The organism is Jiella flava (assembly GCF_017349315.1).
In the GTDB taxonomy this organism is placed as follows: Bacteria; Pseudomonadota; Alphaproteobacteria; order Rhizobiales; family Rhizobiaceae; genus Jiella; species Jiella flava.
The window spans coordinates 153185-170231 of record NZ_JAFMPP010000002.1 but is presented as its reverse complement, the minus strand read 5'-3'; the positions used below and the strand labels follow the sequence as shown (position 1 = coordinate 170231).

At 65.0% G+C, this 17047-nt stretch carries 12 protein-coding genes, 2 tRNA genes, 1 pseudogene and 1 riboswitch; of the genes and pseudogenes, 13 read left to right on the top strand and 2 right to left on the bottom strand.

The window, feature by feature from the left end; translation table 11 throughout:
* The first annotated feature begins 123 nt into the window (after positions 1-123).
* From J1C48_RS03435 to J1C48_RS03425, 3 genes and pseudogenes are all read left to right on the top strand, one after another.
* Positions 124-198, top strand: a tRNA-Gly gene (locus J1C48_RS03435).
* A gap of 357 nt (positions 199-555) precedes the next feature.
* A pseudogene (locus tag J1C48_RS03430) lies at positions 556-1700 on the top strand (IS3 family transposase).
* 373 nt (positions 1701-2073) lie between these two features.
* Positions 2074-3969, top strand: a complete 1896-nt coding sequence (locus J1C48_RS03425) for a methyl-accepting chemotaxis protein (RefSeq protein WP_207256328.1) — start codon at positions 2074-2076, stop codon at positions 3967-3969.
* Positions 3970-4045: 76 nt separating this feature from the next.
* Here J1C48_RS03425 and J1C48_RS03420 read toward each other — a convergent pair.
* A tRNA-Phe gene (locus J1C48_RS03420) sits at positions 4046-4121 on the bottom strand.
* A gap of 416 nt (positions 4122-4537) precedes the next feature.
* Between J1C48_RS03420 and lexA the strand changes: the two genes are divergently transcribed.
* Positions 4538-5296, top strand: a complete 759-nt coding sequence (gene lexA, locus J1C48_RS03415; RefSeq protein ID WP_207256327.1) for a transcriptional repressor LexA — start codon at positions 4538-4540, stop codon at positions 5294-5296.
* Here the strand turns inward: lexA and J1C48_RS03410 are convergent.
* On the bottom strand, positions 5290-7668 hold the full coding sequence (locus J1C48_RS03410; RefSeq protein WP_207256326.1) for a ComEC/Rec2 family competence protein: 2379 nt from the start codon (positions 7666-7668) through the stop codon (positions 5290-5292). The two genes, lexA and J1C48_RS03410, sit on opposite strands and share 7 nt — an antisense overlap.
* A gap of 187 nt (positions 7669-7855) precedes the next feature.
* Between J1C48_RS03410 and gltX the strand changes: the two genes are divergently transcribed.
* From gltX to J1C48_RS03365, 9 genes are all read left to right on the top strand, one after another.
* Entirely contained in the window at positions 7856-9277 is a 1422-nt protein-coding gene (gene gltX / locus J1C48_RS03405; protein ID WP_207256325.1) for a glutamate--tRNA ligase, read from the top strand.
* A 141-nt stretch (positions 9278-9418) separates the two neighbouring features.
* On the top strand, positions 9419-10711 hold the full coding sequence (gltA, locus tag J1C48_RS03400) for a citrate synthase (RefSeq protein ID WP_207256324.1): 1293 nt from the start codon (positions 9419-9421) through the stop codon (positions 10709-10711).
* Positions 10712-10870: 159 nt separating this feature from the next.
* Positions 10871-11488, top strand: coding sequence for a glutathione S-transferase family protein (locus J1C48_RS03395; RefSeq protein WP_207256323.1), 618 nt, complete (start codon positions 10871-10873; stop codon positions 11486-11488).
* An 81-nt stretch (positions 11489-11569) separates the two neighbouring features.
* Positions 11570-12256: a D-lyxose/D-mannose family sugar isomerase gene (locus J1C48_RS03390; RefSeq protein ID WP_207256322.1), complete on the top strand. Its 687-nt coding sequence runs from the start codon at positions 11570-11572 to the stop codon at positions 12254-12256.
* Between the two features lie 238 nt (positions 12257-12494).
* Positions 12495-13532 carry a tonB-system energizer ExbB gene (gene exbB, locus J1C48_RS03385; RefSeq protein ID WP_207256321.1) on the top strand — a complete coding sequence of 346 codons (1038 nt, stop codon included), beginning with the start codon at positions 12495-12497 and terminating at the stop codon, positions 13530-13532.
* 5 nt (positions 13533-13537) lie between these two features.
* Positions 13538-13981, top strand: coding sequence for a TonB system transport protein ExbD (gene exbD, locus J1C48_RS03380; protein ID WP_207256320.1), 444 nt, complete (start codon positions 13538-13540; stop codon positions 13979-13981).
* A gap of 7 nt (positions 13982-13988) precedes the next feature.
* A complete protein-coding gene (locus tag J1C48_RS03375; protein WP_207256319.1) occupies positions 13989-15044 on the top strand; it encodes a TonB family protein in 1056 nt (351 codons plus the stop codon).
* A 110-nt stretch (positions 15045-15154) separates the two neighbouring features.
* Positions 15155-16021, top strand: coding sequence for an NYN domain-containing protein (locus J1C48_RS03370; protein WP_207256318.1), 867 nt, complete (start codon positions 15155-15157; stop codon positions 16019-16021).
* 59 nt (positions 16022-16080) lie between these two features.
* A riboswitch (FMN riboswitch) is annotated at positions 16081-16222 on the top strand.
* A gap of 73 nt (positions 16223-16295) precedes the next feature.
* Positions 16296-16730 (top strand): 6,7-dimethyl-8-ribityllumazine synthase, encoded by a 435-nt coding sequence (locus tag J1C48_RS03365; RefSeq protein WP_207256316.1) that lies wholly within the window; start codon positions 16296-16298, stop codon positions 16728-16730.
* The last annotated feature ends 317 nt before the right edge of the window (positions 16731-17047 follow it).

Sequence of the window (17047 nt, the reverse complement as noted above, 5' to 3'; positions counted from 1 at the left end):
ACTCTCGCCAGGCCCTTGGCCAACAATTTGCCGCGGCGCCAATTTTGGCTGTTGCATTGTCCGATTCTTTCGGCCATATAGCGCCCGTTCGCGGCGCCGGAAATGATGCGCAGCGGGGAGCGGGCGGGTGTAGCTCAGGGGTAGAGCACAACCTTGCCAAGGTTGGGGTCGAGGGTTCGAATCCCTTCGCCCGCTCCATTTTTCTTAATAAAATCAACTAATTATCTGACCAGCACTCAAGGCATCCATCTCTTTTCTGGCGTTGGTCAACACTTGGTCAACACAGTAGCTGGTGACTCGGGAACGGTCCCAAACTTGCGTCTGTTCGCCTTACCGCCGTGGCCGAGAAAATACTCCCGCTCAGCAAGCGAAGAAATTGCGGTACATAGCCTTCGCGCGACTTATGGCTTGGGCGCTTTCAAGATAATCCGTCGGCTAACACGGCTCTCAACGTCGATGTAAATACGCAAGCAATGAGCTACCCCCCGAAAATCGGACGGTTACGGAAGCTACGATCTGACATCGGCTGGTCTCCAAGAACGAGGAGATCAGAACATGTCGAAACGCAGGAACCATGACGCGGGCTTCAAGGCTCGCGTCGCGATGGAAGCCGTGAAGGGCGAGCGGACCGTGTCGCAGCTGGCCGCGGAATACGGCGTGCATCCGACGATGATCCATCAGTGGAAGAAGGCGCTGCTCGAGGGGGCATCGGAGATCTTCGAACGCGGCGGGAAGAAGAAGGCCGAGGTCGACGAGGAGACGGTGCGCTCGCCGCATGCCAAGATCGGGGGACTGGGTGTCGCCAACGATTTTTTGTCTAGAAAGCTCAAGCCGTGGACCGGAAAGTGAGGCGCGGGATGATTGAACGTGCCCACCCCTCGCTGTCGGTCGGGACGCAATGCCGTCTGCTGTCGATCTCGCGCTCCTCGTTTTATTAAGCGCCTCAGGGCGAGACCGAGATGAACCTGGCATTGATGCAGGTGATCGACCGGCAGTTCCTGGAAGCGCCGTTCTACGGGGTCCGGCAGATGACCTGGCACTTGCAGAACGACGGCCATCCTGTGAACCAGAAGCGCATCCGGCGGCTGATGCGGCTCATGCGCTTGATGCCGGTCGACCAGAAGCCGAACACGAGCAAACCAGCCAAGGGGCACAAGACTTACCCGTATCTGCTGGGTGGCCTGCGGGTCGATCGGCCCCACCAGGTCTGGTGCGCCGACGTCACCTATTTGCCGATGCGCCGGGGCTTCCTCTACCTGGTCGCTGTCATGGGCTGGTTCACCCGCAAAGTGCTCGCCTGGCGCATCTCCAACACGCTCGAGGCCGACTTCTGCGTTGAGGCCCTGAACGAGGCGGTCCATCGCTTCGGACCGCCTGAGATCATGAGCACCGATCAGGGGTCGCAGTTCACATCTTTTGCCTGGACTGATCGGCTGAAACGGATCGGCACGCGGATCTCGATGGACGGCAAAGGGCGCTGTCTCGACAACATCTTCATCAAACGCCTCTGGCGATCCCTGAAGTATGAGTGCGTCCATCTGCACGCTTGGGAGACCGGCTCTCAGGCCAAGGCGGGCGTTGACCGGTGGATCACCTTCTACAATCACCAGCGGCCCCTCGCCGCCCATGGCGGACAGCCGCCCGCCGTGGTCTACTTCAACCAGATCGAAAATGACCAGCAGCGGCAGAGAGTAGCTTAAATCACCGCGCGAACTGTCCAACGATCGGGGAGTAGCTCACTTCAGCATGCACCGACGCGCGCCGCAAGCAACACGCCTCGAAGTTTTTTGCACTCATCTGTCTTTTGAAAATAGCCGAAAGCGATTCACCGGCTAAAGCGATCGAGCAGCGCGCATCCGACCCGTTGCATGAACGCTTCATCTGCGCTCAACCGTCTGACAGTCTGAAAATCGGCGGCCTCCAACAGCGTACACTGATAATACAGCAACGAAATGTTTAGTCTTGGAATGCAACCTTACAGACCTGCCTCGTGATGCAGCGCAGATCCTGGATCCTGGCCAGGCCTGCGACAGCCCGGCTTCCTTGCGGCAATTTCGGACAACAGGTCGTTCCATGCTTAAATCCAGCCTTTCAGCAAAAGTCTCGGCGATGGTCTTTGGCGCCATCGTCACCTTGGCGGTCATTCTCTCCTCGGTTGCGCTGATCGAGGTTCACGCCAACGGCATGCGCACCGCGACCGAGCGCCAGGAGGCCAATATGCGGGTCGCCTGGGACGTGCTCGGCCGCTATGGCGAGTGGTTCAAGCTCAGCGACGACAAACTCTATGCCGGATTCCAGCCGCTCAACGATTTCAACACGCCGGTCGACCGCATCAAGGCGCTCGTCGGCGGCACCGCGACGATCTTCATGGGCGACCGACGGATCGCGACCAATGTGATGAAGGCGGATGGCAGCCGGGCGATCGGCACACGGCTCGCCAAGGGCCCGGTCTATGACGCGGTGCTGACAGCCGGCAAACCCTATCGCGGCGAAGCCGATATTCTCGGCCGGGCGTTCTTCACCGCCTATGATCCGATCAAGAACAGGGACGGTCAGACGATCGGCATTCTCTATGTCGGTGTTCCGAAATCCGAATTTCTATCCTCGACCGATGCGCTGCAGACCCGCTTGGCGCTGGTCGCGGTCGTCGCCTCGCTGCTGATCGGCTTCGCCGTTCTGCTCGCCTCCCGGCGCATGTTCAAACCGCTGCGCAATCTCACCGAGACTGTGACGAACGTCGCCGAGGGCAACACCGAAGGCAGCGTCGACGGGCTGGAGCGCAAGGACGAGATCGGCCGGATGGCCCGCTCGGTCGAAAAGCTGCGCCATGCGGTGATCGACCAGCAGGCGCTCCGCCAGGAGGCAATCGACACCGCCGCGCAAAAGGAGATCGAGCGCCGCCATCAGGACGAACAAGGCGCCGAATACGTCAAGGCCCACGAATTCTTCATGGCCGAGGTCGAGGCCGGCTTCGGGCGCCTGGCCGACGGCGATCTCACCACTCGGCTCGACCAGCCCTTCTCCGTCGATTACGAGGGCGTGCGGGCGCTGTTCAACGACAGCGTGGCCAAGCTCGACAGCGCCTTTGCGGAGGTCATCGGGCTGACTGCCGCCAATCGCAACGGCATCTCGGAAATGATCGTCGCCACCAACGACATCGCCCAGCGCACCGAACAGCAGGCCGCCTCGCTGGAGGAGACCGTCGCGGCACTCGGCGACGTGACCACCGCCGTGAACGACACCGCCGACGGCGCGAGCGACGCCCTCAAGACCGCCGAGGCGGCGCGCGGCAAGGCGACCAAGGGCGGCGCGGTCGCCGCCAAGGCGGTGACGGCCATGCAGGCCATCGAAGCCTCGTCGCAGCAGATCAACCAGATCATCGCCGTGATCGACGAGATCGCCTTCCAGACCAATCTTCTGGCCCTGAACGCCGGCGTCGAGGCGGCCCGAGCCGGTGAGGCGGGCAAGGGCTTTGCCGTGGTTGCCCAGGAAGTGCGGAGCCTCGCCCAGCGCTCGGCCGAGGCGGCGAAGGAAATCAAGGGGCTGATCACCACCTCGCGCGGGCAGGTCGAGGAGGGCGTCACGCTGGTGACGGCCTCGGGCCAATCGCTGGAGGAGATCGTCACCGAGGTCGCCTCGATGACCGAAATCATCGCCGAGATCGCCGCCAACGCCAAGGACCAGGCGACGAGCCTTAAGGAAGTGTCCACCGCAGCCGATCAGATGGACAAGGTCACCCAGCAGAACGCCGCAATGGTCGAAGAGACCACGGCGGCCTGCCAGACGCTCGGCACGGACAACGATCGCCTCTCCGCCATCATGGCACGCTTCAAGACCCAACGCGCCAGAGGCGCCGAACACGCATCACTCACGGCAGCGGCCAGACCCGTCGCTCAGATCCGCCGCCAGTCGAATGCCGCGCCGGCGCCGGCAGCGGCCAATGATGTGGAGAGCTGGGAGGAGTTCTGATCGCCCCGGCCAACCGATAGCCTCACGCGCCCAGGCGCGGCAAAAAGACTCTCGCAAAAGCTTCGATCGGGAGAAATGGTGCCCAGGGGCGGAATCGAACCACCGACACTGCGATTTTCAGTCGCATGCTCTACCAACTGAGCTACCTGGGCGCCGCCGCCGCAAGCTGCCTGCGGAACAGTCCGCATGTGCCGCCCCGGCAGGGAGTGGCGGCCTTATAGAAAAGCTTGTTCGTCCTGTCCAGCGCCAAATCCCCCGCCGAGCAAACCGTCTTTGGCAATCCGTCGACGGCCGATGGCGGTTTCCTCGCCGCCCTGCGCAGCCGCCGCCGCTCCTCCCCTCGAACGTCGCCCTTTTGCCGCAGGCCTGCGGCCCCGGTGAATCGCGCGATGCGCAGCGGACGTCGAAGGCTGCCCGCGGCCGATGCTGGAGGTCTTTACAAATGCTGCGACAGGATCAGCCAAAGCGAGAGATTTGCGTCTTTCTCGCAAGAAGCACGTGGACAGGGCTTGCAGAACACAACTAGAACAGATAGGTTTGTTCAGGTTTTGTTTTTAAGGGGCTCGTCATGCTCACGCGCAAGCAGCACGATCTGCTGTTGTTCATCCATGAACGGCTGAAGGAAAGTGGCGTGCCCCCCTCCTTCGACGAAATGAAGGACGCGCTGGAGCTGCGCTCGAAGTCCGGGATCCACCGGCTGATCACCGCGCTCGAGGAACGCGGCTTCATCCGCCGCCTGCCCAATCGCGCCCGAGCGCTGGAGGTTGTGAAGCTGCCTGATTCGATTCGCAGCGGCCGGCCGGCGACGATGAGCAAGACCGGCTTCACGCCGAGCGTCATCGAAGGCAGTCTCGGGGCGCAGCGCAGCGAAGCGGAGGGGGCCGCCATGACGCGGCGCCCGGCCTCCATCTCGGCGCCTCGCGTGATGGAGGGCCATCGCGACAGTGCAGTGTCGGTGCCGGTCATGGGCCGGATCGCCGCAGGCGTGCCGATTTCGGCCATTCAGAACAACACCCATTCGATTCAGGTGCCGCCGGAAATGCTCGGCAATGGCGAGCATTATGCCCTCGACGTCAAAGGCGATTCGATGATCGAGGCGGGTATTCTTGACGGCGATACGGTGGTGATCCGCCGGATGGACACTGCGGCCCCCGGCGACATCGTCGTCGCCCTCGTCGACGACGAGGAAGCGACGCTGAAACGCTTTCGGCGGCGCGGCGACACAATTGCGCTGGAAGCCGCCAATCCCGCCTATGAGACCCGCATCTTCGGCGCCGACCGGGTCAAGGTGCAGGGCCGGCTGGTGGGTCTGATCCGGCGCTACTGATCGGCGTCGTCCGTCGGCGCCACCGCTTGGCCCGCGGCGCGCCCGGCCGCTTGGTTGGCCGCGCGTTCAGCGGCGCTGTCGATCGTGCGATCGGCGGCACGGTCGGTTCGGCGGAAGGGCCGGCGCAGTTTTGATGCTTTGGGGCGGCCCCGGCCGTGCGGCCAGGGTGCAAGGCGATGGCGGTTCCAGGGTTGGATGCTCGGCGCGACGGAGCGGATCTCGACCGCTTTGCCGGTGGCCGGGTCGCGGCTGAAGGCGAGCGAGCCGGTCTCGCGCAGCGTTCTGAGCGTGACGAGGATCGCGCCCGAGCGGCAATGCGTCAGACGGATCGCCCGAGCGACGATGGCGATATCGCCGCCGTCGCAGGCCTCGCCGGTGCGCTTGTAGTCGCTGGTCCAGACGACCCGCAAACCGTCGCGGGTGGTGAAACGACAGATCTTGTCGTCGCAGGGCGGCTGGATCCGACGCAGGCTGCGGGATGGAGAGGCGGCAGGATCACCAGGGGCCGGCCCTGAGCCGAAATCGCGCGCCCATTGATCGGCGACGAAGCGCGGACGCCCCGCGGCGAGATAGGCGATCGCGCCTGACGGCTCGAAGGCGGCGATGGTGCGGCCATCCTCATAGACCAGCAGCTGGGGCAGCGGGCTGGTGTCGCGGATGGTGAGCAGGCCGAGGATCGCCAGCGGCGCCGCCGCCCAGCGCAGATGACTGGCGAAATAGGCAAACGAGAGAAGCGCTCCGGCCAGCAGCGCGACGCCGATGCCAGCGATCGGGCCGGTGCCGTGGTCGGGCATCAGGGCGTACAGCCATGCGGCGATCGCCAGCGCCAGCTCGATCGCCAACCCCATCAGGTGGAAGCACCAGGCGTCGAGACCGAACGGCATCAACAGCGTGCCGAGAAGACCGAGCGGCATGATGATCAGGGTGAAGAGCGGGAGGATCAGGATGTTGGCGACCAACCCGAAAGGCGCGATGCGGTGGAAATGATAGGCCGCAAGCGGCGCCGTCGCCACTCCGGCCATGATCGAGCTGGCGGCGATGCCGAGAAGCGCCGCGCCGACGAGCCCCAGCAGGCGAATTGCGTGCGGGCGTTCGACCTGCAGGGTGTCGCGCGGGCGCCAGCGCATGACGTCGCCATAACCCGCGACAAGCGCGAGCGTTGCCGCAAAGCTCATCTGGAAGCTCGCGGTCGTCACCTGATGCGGCGCGATCAAGACGACGATTATCGCCGACAGCGACACATTGCGCAGGGTAAGCGCCTGGCGGTCGGCCATCACCGCGACCAGCATGACAGCAAGCATGACAAAGGCCCGCTGGGTGGCGACGTTGCCGCCGGATAATAGCAGATAGAGGGCGGCGACGATCAGCGCCGCGCCGGCCGCGATCTTTTTGACCGGATAGCGAAGGGCAAGACCCGGAATCAGAGCGAAGCCGCAGCGCAAAAGGAGCAGCACCGAGCCGGCGACGATGGCCAGATGCAGACCCGAAATCGACAGGACATGGGCGAGACCGATCCCCCGCAGCCACGTCTCGGTCTCGTCTGAAATGCCGGCCCGATTGCCGGTCACCAGCGCCGCGGCGACCGCGCCGGCCTCGCCGCCCGCGGTGGCGGCAATCCGCGCGGTCATGGCATCGCGGATCTGCTCCAGCCCAATCCGCAACCGTTCGAAGCCCTGCAGTGGCGGTGGCCGGGCAAGACCGTGAGCCGGCCTCGCATCGGGCGCGCCGAGGGCGAAGCCGAGCGCGCCGACGCCGTCGAAGAACGGCTGAAAGGCGAAATCATGAGCGCCCGGCGCGACCGGCCCGGATGGCGGCGAGAGCCGAACCAAACCGTCATAGGGATCGCCCGGCTGTTTCGGCATGTGATGGGCGACGACCACGATCTGCGCGCGCTGCGGGGGGCGCGACAACGCCGGCCGCGCCGTCCCCGCGATCGCGATGAGATAGCGCATATGGCCCTTCTCATCCCTGGACGCCGCAAGCACGGTGCCGGCGATCCGGGTGGTCACGGTGCCGGAGATGATCGTCGTGTCGGTGCGCTGCAGATCGATGAGCGAAACCAGCGCGCCGACCAGAAGTCCGGCGAGCGCAACCAGAGCGGCTTTGAGCACCGGGCGGGATGCGGCGCTGACCGCCGCGGCGACAAACAGCGCGGCGGCGATGAACGTGGCTGCGAGATTGGGACGCCAGTCGAGGGCGAAGATGGCGATCATGCCGGCGATCAGCGCGACCGGAATGACGTGAAAGCCCGACCGATGCGCCGTCTCGATCGCCACTTGCCGCGCGAGCCAGCGCCGGGCCGCGGCCAGGCAGCCATCGCCCTCCTCCCCGAAGGGCGGCTCGGTGTCGACGTCGCGCAATGCCGACCGCAAGCGACCGCGCCACCGATGTCGTTCGACCGGTGACGGTGGCCTGATGCGTTCGTGACCAGCCGGCGTCTGAGGCAACGCTCCCGTGCCTCCGCTTGCCTCTCGATCCGCCTATGCTACACAGCCCGCGCAGGAAAGCGATGGCCGATTTGCCCCGCTTCAGCCAACCCTTTGCATGATTGGAGCCCCTATGGCGGACACCGTCGTCACCCGCTTCGCCCCCTCGCCGACCGGTTTCCTGCATATCGGCGGTGCCCGCACCGCGCTGTTCAACTGGCTCTATGCCCGCGCCAAGGGCGGCAAGATGCTGTTGCGGATCGAGGACACCGACCGTGCCCGCTCGACCGAACCGGCGGTTCAGGCGATCATCGACGGCCTTGATTGGCTCGGGCTTTCACCCGATGAGCCGGCAGTGTCTCAGTTCGCTCGGGCCGAGCGTCATCGCGCCGTCGCCGAAGAGCTGCTCGCCAAGGGCCAGGCCTATCGCTGCTATGCCACGCCGGCCGAGCTGGACGAAATGCGCGAAACGGCCAAGGCTGAAAAGCGTCCGCCGCGCTATGACGGGCGCTGGCGCGACCGCGATCCGTCCGAGGCACCCGCCGGCATCGATCCGGTGATCCGGCTGAAAGCGCCGCTCGACGGCGAGACGGTGGTCGAGGATCAGGTTCAGGGCACGGTCCGCTTCCCGAACAAGGATCTCGACGATTTCGTCCTTTTGCGCTCGGACGGCACGCCGACCTACATGCTCGCCGTCGTCGTCGACGATCACGACATGGGCGTCACCCACGTCATCCGGGGCGATGACCACCTGACCAATGCCGGCCGCCAAACGATGATCTATCGGGCGATGGGCTGGGACGTCCCGGTGATGGCCCATATCTCGCTGATCCACGGCCCGGACGGCGCCAAAATGTCGAAGCGCCACGGCGCCCTCGGCATCGAGGCGTATCGCGAAATGGGCTTTCTCCCGGTCGCCCTGCGCAATTATCTCGTGCGGCTCGGCTGGGCCCACGGCGACGAGGAAATCATCTCCACCGAAAACATGATCGCCTGGTTCGATCTGCCGCAGATCAATCGCGGCGCCGCCCGCTTCGACTTCAAGAAACTGGAGGCGCTGAACGGCCATTGGATCCGCCAGAGCAGCGACACCGAACTCGTCGCGCTGCTGATGGAAAACCGCGACCATCTGCCGAATGGCGCGATCCTGACGAGCGCCGACGAAGCGACCACCCGCGCCCAGCTGACCGCCGCCATGCCGGGTCTGAAGGAGCGCGCCAAGACGCTGGTCGAGCTCGCGGACGGCGCCGCATTCCTCTTCGTCAAGCGCCCCCTGACCTTGGATGAAAAGGCCGAAGCCATCCTCGCCGATGGCGGCCGGACGGTCGTGAAAGACCTGCTGCCGATTTTCCAGGCAGCCCAGCCTTGGGATGCCGAGACCCTGGAGAGCCTGGTTCGGACCTATGCCGAAGCGGCCGGACTGAAGCTCGGCAAGGCGGCGCAGCCGCTGCGCGCGGCGCTCACCGGACGCACCACCTCCCCTGGCGTTTTCGATGTTCTGGCGGTGCTCGGCAAAGACGAATCCCTGGCCCGATTGCAAGATCAGGCCGGCTGAACGCAACGGCATCATATTGCGCCGCACACGGCGGCGGCGTGGAACTTGTCCAGGCTAAGCCTTTGGAGTAGGCAGTGTGTGGCTGAAACGTGTGCGCTGCGAAAAGCGCCTGCGTGGTCGCGATTCATGAAAGGACGACGCATGACAGAACAGTCGGCGAAACTCAATTTCGGATCGACGGATGCCGGTCTGGCGATGCGTAGCGGCACCCTCGGTCCGGATGTCATCGACGTCACCACCCTCTACAAGCAGGGTGGCGTGTTCACCTACGATCCCGGGTTCTCCTCGACGGCGTCCTGCGAATCGAAGATCACCTATATCGATGGCGATGAGGGCGTGCTGCTGCATCGCGGCTATCCGATCGATCAACTCGCCGAAAAGGGCGACTATCTCGAGACCTGCTATCTTCTCTTGTATGGCGAACTGCCGACGCAGCGCGAGAAGGACGATTTCGTCTACCGCGTGACGCGGCACACGATGGTTCACGAGCAGATGAGCCGCTTCTATACCGGCTTCCGCCGCGATGCCCATCCGATGGCGGTCATGGTCGGCTCGGTCGGCGCGCTCTCGGCCTTCTATCACGACTCGACCGACATCGCCGATCCGCATCAGCGGATGGTCGCGAGCCTGCGCATGGTCGCCAAGATGCCCACCATCGCGGCGATGGCCCACAAATATCACATCGGCCAGCCCTTCGTTTATCCGCGCAACGATCTCTCCTACGCGGAAAACTTCCTGCATATGTGCTTCGCGGTGCCGTGCGAGCCCTACCGGATCAACCCGGTTCTCTCCCGCGCCATGGACAAGATCTTCATCCTCCATGCCGATCACGAGCAGAACGCCTCGACCTCGACGGTGCGGCTCGCCGGCTCGTCGGGCGCCAACCCGTTTGCCTGTGTTGCGGCCGGCATCGCCTGCCTCTGGGGCCCGGCCCATGGCGGCGCCAACGAGGCCGCGCTCAACATGCTGATGGAGATCGGGTCGAAGGATCGCATCCCCGAGTTTATCGCCCGCGCGAAAGACAAGAACGACCCCTTCCGCCTGATGGGCTTCGGGCATCGGGTCTACAAGAACTACGACCCGCGCGCCAAGATCATGCAGCAAACCTGCCACGAGGTGCTCGACGAGCTCGGCATCAAGGACGATCCGCTGCTGGAAGTCGCGATGGAGCTGGAGCGCATCGCGCTCACCGACGAATACTTCATCGAGAAGAAGCTCTATCCGAATGTCGACTTCTACTCCGGCATCACGCTGAAGGCCCTCGGCTTCCCGACCACCATGTTCACCGTGCTGTTCGCCGTCGCGCGCACCGTCGGCTGGATCGCCCAGTGGAAGGAAATGATCGAGGATCCGCATCAGCGCATCGGTCGTCCGCGCCAGCTCTATACCGGCGCGCCACTCCGCGATTACGTTGCGATCGATCAGCGCGACTGAGACGCGGCCAGGATCATCGCATCCGCCTGACGACACGAGCCCTGCCGCACGATCGGCAGGGCTCGTTGTTTTCAGGGAGATGGCAACGGAAACGCTGGAATTCGTCCGCCCGAGCCCGAGGAGCGGCGTGCGGGCAACACGATGTCAGGGAGCCACGCCATGAAGATCTGGGGCCGAATCAATTCCTCCAATGTCCGCAAGGTGCTCTGGTGCGCCGAAGAGCTGGGCCTGAGTTATGAGCGGATCGATGCCGGCGGCGCCTTCGGCGTGGTCGAGACGCCGGCTTATCGTGCGCTCAATCCGAACGGTCGTGTCCCGACGCTCGAAGATGGTGATCTGGTCCTCTGGGAATCGAATGCGATCGTGCGCTATCTCGCCAATCGCTACGGCAAACTGCCATTCACCCCGACCGATCCGGCTCGTCTGGCCGCAGCCGACAAGTGGATGGACTGGGCGTCGACCTCGCTCGCCGCACCATTTCGCGACGTCTTCTGGAATGTCGTGCGGATGACGCCGGAGACCCGCGACGACGCTGCGATTGAGAACGGCATCGCCGGCTGCAGCGCGCTCTTGGCGATTGCCGATGCCGCGCTTGCCAAGAGCCCTTATCTCTCCGGCGAGGATCTCGGCATCGGCGATATTCCGCTCGGCGCCGTCGCTTATGCCTGGTTCGAAATGCCGATCAACCGGCCGGACCTGCCTCATCTTGCCGCCTGGTACGGACGGTTGAAAATCCGGCCGGCCTACCAAAAAAGCGTGATGACGGCGCTGACGTGAGCCGCGCGCCGGTGTAAAGCTTCGCCCGACCCGCCGACGGGCAAGGGCCACGACAACAGCAGCAACAGAGGTATAGCCGCGATGAAACGCTCGGTGATCAACGACATCATCCGCGAATCGGACGCCTTCATTCGGTCCTTCGGCTATGTTTTGCCGCCCTTTGCCTATTTTTCACCAGAGGAGATGGTCCGCCGGCGCGGCGATCTGGCAGGCATCGTCGACGCACGACTCGGCTGGGACATCACCGATTACGGCCGGGGCCGATTTGACGAGCTTGGCCTGTTCCTGTTCACCGTTCGCAATGGCCAGGCCGAGGATCTTACCCGCGGGCGCGGCATGCTCTATGCCGAAAAGGCGATGATCTCGCGTAAGAATCAGCTCTCTCCGATGCACCGTCATGTGGTGAAGGCCGAGGACATCATCAATCGCGGCGGCGGCACGCTGGTGCTGGAGCTCTATATGTCCGACGCCAATGGCGACGTCGACGCGAGCGCCGAAGTCGTGGTGCCGACCGATGGCATTATGCGCAAGATGCCGGCCGGCAGCCATCTGAAGCTCGATCCCGGCGAGAGCGTCACCCTGATGCCGGGCGTTTGGCATGCGTTCTGGGCCGAGGGCGCCGACGTCTTCATCGGCGAGGTGTCAACGGTCAATGACGATTTGACCGACAACGTGTTCCGCGAGCCGCTCGGGCGTTTTGCCGAGATCGAAGAGGACGAGGCGCCGCTACACCTTCTCGTATCCGATTATGAAAAACATCTCGGCTGATCCCCGCCGCGATCGCTGTGGTCCGGGGATCTGACCTTCAAGCGGCGCGGTGGAGATGACCCGTTGTGCCCATCGGCGTTTGCCTCCGCGAAATCTTGTCTTTTGCGACACAAGGGCACCGATTAAGTTGACTAAAGACATCATCTTTCCTTAAAGGAGACCGGAAGCGGGTGTGCGGCGCCGCCGTCTGGCAGGCGACCGCCCCTTGTCGAAGTCAGCAACCGGTGGTCAGTTCGCCATGTCTCTCCGCTTCGCCTCGATCCTGCGACCGATCGCGCTGTCGGTGTTCGTCACCGTCGCGGCCCTTGGAAGCGTCGGCGCCCAGACACCGCCCGCGGAGAGTCCCTCGGCAAAGGGCGAGACCGCTCCAGCCACGACCCCGGCGACAGTGCCCGGCGGACGCTCTGACGCCGCCCCCGCGACAGCGCCGAGCAAGGCGGCACCCCCCTCCGATTCCATATCGCCCGCTCCGCCCCCCGCCGCCAGCGACAAGACCGACCGTCCAGCGAGCCCGACACCCTCTTTGTCCGAGCCCCCTGCTGCGATCCAGACACCCCGGGACGACAAACTGCCCCACGATCTGTCGCCGCTCGGCATGTTCCTGGCCGCCGACTGGGTGGTCAAAGGCGTGATGATCGCCCTGGCTCTGGCCTCCCTCACCACCTGGACGATCCTTCTGGTGAAGGGGTTTGAGGTGTTCGCTGCGAAATGGCGAGCCCGGGCCGGCATCAAGCGACTGACGCGCGCGACCTCGCTCAACGAGGCCGTCGGCGATCTTCTGGCGAAAGACTGGCGCGGACCGGTCGGCAATCTCGCCAAGTCGGCCAAGGCCGAGACCGAGCGCTCCGTCGGCCTCGCCGCCGAGGGCATCAAGGAGCGCGTCGCCATCGGCCTGTCGCGCATCGAGTCCAATGCCGCCCGCTCGCTCAATCGCGGCACCGGCATTTTAGCGACGATCGGCTCAATCGCTCCCTTCGTCGGCCTGTTCGGCACGGTCTGGGGCATCATGAACGCCTTCATCGGCATCAGCGAGGCGAACACCACCAATCTCGCCGTCGTCGCGCCCGGCATCGCCGAGGCGCTGCTCGCCACCGCCATCGGCCTCGTTGCGGCGATCCCCGCCGTCATCGTCTATAACGGCTTTGCCCGCGCGATCGCCAGCTACAAGGCGATGCTGTCCGATGGTTCGGCGCTGGTCATGCAGCATCTGTCGCGCGATCTCGACCGGTCCGCCGCCCGCGGCCGTCCGGCGCGGCTGGCCGAAGCGGCGGAGTAACCGCCATGGCCGTCAAGCTGAGCGCCGGCGACGACGAGGCAGACGAGGTCGCGGAGATCAACGTTACCCCCTTCATCGACGTGATGCTCGTGCTTTTGATCATCTTCATGGTCGCCGCGCCGCTGTCGACCGTCGATGTCCCGGTGGATCTGCCGACGTCCAACGCCGCGCCTCAGGAGCGGCCGGACGAGCCGGTCTATCTCACCATCCAGAAGGATCTCACGCTCAGCCTTGGCGAACAGCCGATCGGGCGGGAGGAGCTTGCCGCCGGCCTCGACGCCGCAACCAAGACCAATCACGACGAGCGGATTTTCGTCCGGGCCGACGGGTCCGTGCCCTATACCGACGTCATGGCGGTGATGAACGCGCTGCGGCGGGCCGGCTATCTGAAGATCGGACTCGTCGGGCTCGAAGATCCGGCGGCCGTGACCGCAGCACCCGGGAAATAGGGGACGGATGGCCCCGCAGACAGCCGCAAGCGGCAATCCTTTTGACGAGGACCGTCGACACGGCCGCGCCCAGCGCTGGCAGCTGGCCGGGCTCGTTGTGCTGTTGGCTCACGCCACCGCCGCCTATGCGCTAATGACCCGCATGCCCGAGGCGCCGCCGCAGGGGGCCGAACAAGCGCCGGTGTTGATCGATCTCGCACCACCGGCACAATCCTCGCCCTCCGAAGCGATCGAGGACGCCGCTCCGGCGCAACAGACCGTCGACACAAACGAGCCCGCGCCGCGCGGAGCGACGACGGAGCCGAGCCCCGCCGAAGCCGAGCAGCCAGAGGCCAATCCGGAGCCCGCCCCGGCGCCCGACACCGCCAAGCCGGAGCCTGCCGCGCCGCCGCCGGCGAGCGAGCCACCACCGCCCCAGCCGCAGCCGCCTCAGCCAACTCCCGCGCCTGCCGAGCCGCAGCCGCAAACCGAACCCGAACCGGCAACGCCGCCGATCCCGGATGCCGTGCCGCTGCCCCAGCCGAGCCCAGAGCCGCAACCGGACGCGACTGCTTCGCCGACCGCCTCTGAGACAGTCGCCCTGCCCGACGCCGTGCCTCTGCCGACGGCGCGGCCTCAGCCGCCCAAACCGCCACGCCAGGCCGTGCGCGAGACGCCCAAAGCCGCGCCCCCGCCGTCCCGCCGAAAAGCACCCCAACGGCAGGACAACCGTGCCCGCCAACGCCAGACAGCTACGGACTCGGTCGCCGCGCGCGGTCAGAGCCGTAACCAGGCTTCGCAAGGCGCGTCCGTCTCGCGCGCCGAGATCGCCGGCTGGCAGTCGCAGGTGCAAGCGCGGCTCAACAGCGCCAGCCGCCGCTTTTCCGGGCGCGGCGCCGGCACCACCCGCATCGCCTTTGCCATGGACGGCAACGGCCGCGTCATCCGGGTGAGCGTGGTCGCCTCCAGCGGCAATCCCAGCCTCGACGCGATGGCAGTCGAGTTGGTGCGCCGGGCAAGCCCCTTTCCGGCACCGCCCTCCGGCAGAGACGTGTCGCTGACCGTCCCGGTGCGTCTGCGCTGACCGGCGGCCGACCCAGCCCCACCGGAGCTATCTCGTCTGGCCTTTTTGCGGCGCGAGGATTGATTTCGTTCCCGAGCGATGAGCAACTGCCCGCCACGAAAGGAGCCGTTATGACCGCCAGCCGCCCTCTCGATGCCGCCCGCCGGCTCGCCGTGCTGATCGACGCGGACAATGCGTCTGCAAAAATTGCCGACGGGCTGTTCGAGGAGATCGCCACGATCGGCGAAGCCAGCGTGCGCCGCATCTATGGCGACTTTTCCAGCTCGCGCTCCAAGGGCTGGACCGACGTTCTGACCAAGCACGCGATCATTCCGCAGCAGCAATTCGCCTATACGATCGGCAAGAACGCCTCGGACATCACCCTCGTGATCGACGCGATGGATCTCCTGCACAGCGGCCGTTTCGACGGTTTCTGCCTGGTCTCTTCCGACAGCGACTTCACCCGCCTCGCATCGCGCATCCGCGAACAGGGCGTCGACGTCTACGGCTTTGGCGAGCAAAAGACACCGGAAAGTTTCCGCCAGGCCTGCCGCCGCTTCATCTACACCGAAAACCTTCTGGCCGATCGGCTCGGCGTCGAGGGCGAAGCGTCTGCCAAGAAGACGCGAGCGCTCGCCAGTCTGAACGACGCCGTGGCGCTGTTTCGCCGGGTCATCGACCAGATGGATACGGACGACGAGTTCGTGAATCTCGGCAGTTTCGGCAAGCAGATCCTGAATCTGTCGCCGGACTTCGACGCGCGCACCTACGGCTTCAAGAAGCTCAGCGAGCTGATGCGGGCGACGCCAGCCTTCGAAACCCGCGCGCGCTCGGGCGGCGGCATCGAGATCCGGCTCGCGCCGCAACCGCAAAACCGCGCCACCGCGCAAAAGACGGCCCCGGCCAAGCCGCGGGCGAAACACAGCGCGACAACCGGCAAAGCGGACAAAGCGGACAAAGCGGACAAAGCAACGAAATCCGCCGCCTCCAAGGGCTGAACGGCCCGTCGCCGGCCAATCTTCCGGCTTGATGCGCGGCCGCTTGTCGACGATAGTCGCGCCGTTCTCAGGGCGGAGTGAAAGTCTCCACCGGCGGTAAGCAGATGACTGTAAGCCCGCGAGCGCCCTTCATCGAAGGGGTCAGCAGATCAGGTGCGATTCCTGAGCCGACGGTTACAGTCCGGATGAAAGAGACCGTGACGGCGACCTGCTCTTGGCGGGGCGTCTCTGCGTGATCGCCTTGGGTGACGTGTCGTTGCGAAAGGAGATCCGGATGACACCCACCCGCTATGCCTTCATCAAGGCCAACTGGCATGCTTCGATCGTCGACCAGGCGCTCGCCGGCTTTCTTCAAATCATCGCCGAAGACCAGACCGACGTGTTCGATGTGCCGGGCGCCTTCGAGCTGCCGCTGCTTGCCCGCGATTTGGCCCGGACCGGCCGTTACGAGGCGGTCATCGCCGCGGCGCTGATCGTCGACGGCGGCATCTATCGCCACGACTTCGTGGCGAGCGCGGTGGTCAACGGTCTGATGCAAGCCGGCTTGGAGGCCAACGTCCCAGTCCTGTCGGTGGCGCTGACGCCACATCATTTTCAGGAAACCGAGCACCACATCGCGATCTATCGCGAGCATTTCGTGGTGAAGGGCCGGGAAGCGGCCGAGGCGGCGCTTAAAATCAGCGAAACCCGCCGCGCGCTGGTCGGCTGATCGCGCACGCGTCAAGAGGATGCAGAACGAAAAGCGCAGTGCTGCCGTGAGGGCGGCGCTACGCTTTGAAAGCGAGCCGCCGCGCACCGGCGCCTCAGGACATCTGCCTATTCGAAAAAAGATCTCGGGGAGCGGCACACGGTCGAGCCTGTTCCACGACTCCAACGGCTCGTCGGCCGCTCCCGAGACTGGTTCGTGACATCGCCGCTAGACGGAATTCCGAACGCCTAACCCCGTCGTCTCAGCGGCAACCTGCTGGGGTGGTTCCATCTCGACCTCCCGAGACTGCCTTCGACCCAACAAGCTTACGCCTCTTC